The 1,592-nt window shown below is 47.8% G+C and carries 4 protein-coding genes; all 4 read right to left on the bottom strand.

Annotated features, from left to right (window positions below):
• The coding region (gene gspJ / locus AC1DUO_RS24825) for a type II secretion system minor pseudopilin GspJ (protein ID WP_477989312.1) at nt 1-567 on the bottom strand (567 nt) is incomplete at its 3' end.
• Entirely contained in the window at nt 564-953 is a 390-nt protein-coding gene (gene gspI, locus AC1DUO_RS24820; protein ID WP_121019985.1) for a type II secretion system minor pseudopilin GspI, read from the bottom strand. The genes gspJ and gspI, both read right to left, overlap by 4 nt.
• Nucleotides 953-1,474 (bottom strand): type II secretion system minor pseudopilin GspH, encoded by a 522-nt coding sequence (gene gspH, locus AC1DUO_RS24815; RefSeq protein WP_037035596.1) that lies wholly within the window; start codon nt 1,472-1,474, stop codon nt 953-955. The genes gspI and gspH overlap by 1 nt, the downstream gene beginning before the upstream one ends.
• Nucleotides 1,475-1,476: 2 nt before the next feature.
• The coding region (locus tag AC1DUO_RS24810; RefSeq protein ID WP_477989314.1) for a type II secretion system protein GspG at nt 1,477-1,592 on the bottom strand (116 nt) is incomplete at its 5' end.

Raw genomic sequence — 1,592 nt, 5'->3', positions numbered from 1 at the left:
GAGGAATAACCGGCGTATTTCACCCATATCTTCCAGCGTGACAATGAGTTCGATGACTTTTGGAAAAGAATCCGTTTTGCTCCAGCTGTTGGTCCAGCCGCCGGAATAGAATCGCCAATGCAAAGAACTTACGCCTGTCAGCAGGGTAAAGGGCGTTATCGCTGATGAATCAGTCAGTGGCTGGGACGGAAGAGATTGTGCGCTGCGCGTCAGTGTGTGATCGGTAAATGTCCAGGTAACCCGTGTAAGATCACTGGCAGACAAGGGGGCTGATGCAGAATAACTGCCAATGGTTGTAAAACTTAATGATGTCTCAGAGGCTGATAAAAGAGCTCCTGCCACATCGGTTTGCCGTGGCAATATCTGGATCAGATCCCGTTCCAGCAAAGAAAATGTAGTCTGAATTCCGGTCAGTCTTGCCGTGTGTTCTTGTGCTATTTCACTGTTTTTAACTGATGCGGAAAGGATCTGATAGGCCAGCAGGCTGAGAAGCGCAAATATCGTCATCGCAATCATGACTTCTATCAGCGTGAAACCTTGTTGTTTGGCTGGCTGCTGGCAGCTCATGGCTTCTCTGCCATTATCTGAGTCCAGTTGCTCACCGAAAGGATCGGCGAATGGGCATCTTCAATCTGAAGAACGCGTACCTGGTTCTGGCTAATGTTGTTCTCTCTATCAAGGGTATGTTGCTGTTCAACAAACCATTCCTGCCCGGCTAGTGTTACTCGTCTTTTTTCTTTTTTTTCCGCTTTGATCTGTGTTTCTATCAGCGTATTTTCAGCAACCCAGCTGGCAAAGAGAGAAGTTCGAAAATGATCTACTGCGCTCATTTGCGAACTCAGGCTATTCAGTAATGCCAGAGCCGCCGTGGCGAAGATGCCGAGGGCAATGATTACTTCAATCAGAGTCATACCTTGCTGATTTTTAACACTACACGTTGAAGATATACGCATTATTTTCCAGACCTTCTGACATTGAATATCAGTGGCAGTCGTCCTTCAGAAATGATGCTGCAACAGGCCGGTTCAGATGCAGAGGAAGAAAAACTGAGTTCAAAGACTGAAAGTGTTCCGTCGGGCATAAAAACAATCTGTGGTGGGCGGTTGATAGATTTATTGAGGGCTAAAGGGCTGAGCGAAAGGGTTTCATTTTCCGCAAATTCACCGCTGACAGGCATGCGGGAAGATTCAATTTCTTGCCACTGAGGCTCACGTGTTAGTGGAATCAACGTTAGCGTGCCACCTAAAACCACAAACTGATAAGCGCCGGCCGTTAAGGAAAGCCCGAGCGGTTTTCCTTCCAGCACTGCGCGCTCAGCAGCATATTCCATCACTGTTTTCATTTGCTCAGCGCGTTGGATTTGTGAGTTGTCAGACGGTAAAACCATGACCACAACCCCTGCAGCAATGGCGAAAATGGCCATTACCATCAGTATTTCCAGCAGCGTAAAGCCGGATTGTTTGACCGCGGACAAGGTTAGTGATCCTTCTCAACCCAGTTCTTTATGTCATCTGCGGTGTTGGGCTCACTGTCAGGCCCGGCAGAAAAGACATCGATAGCCCCATGTTCACCTGGACTGACCAACATGTATT

This window comes from Rahnella sp. P4_A8, assembly GCF_056402435.1.
This window is presented reverse-complemented; position numbering and strand designations above follow the sequence as displayed.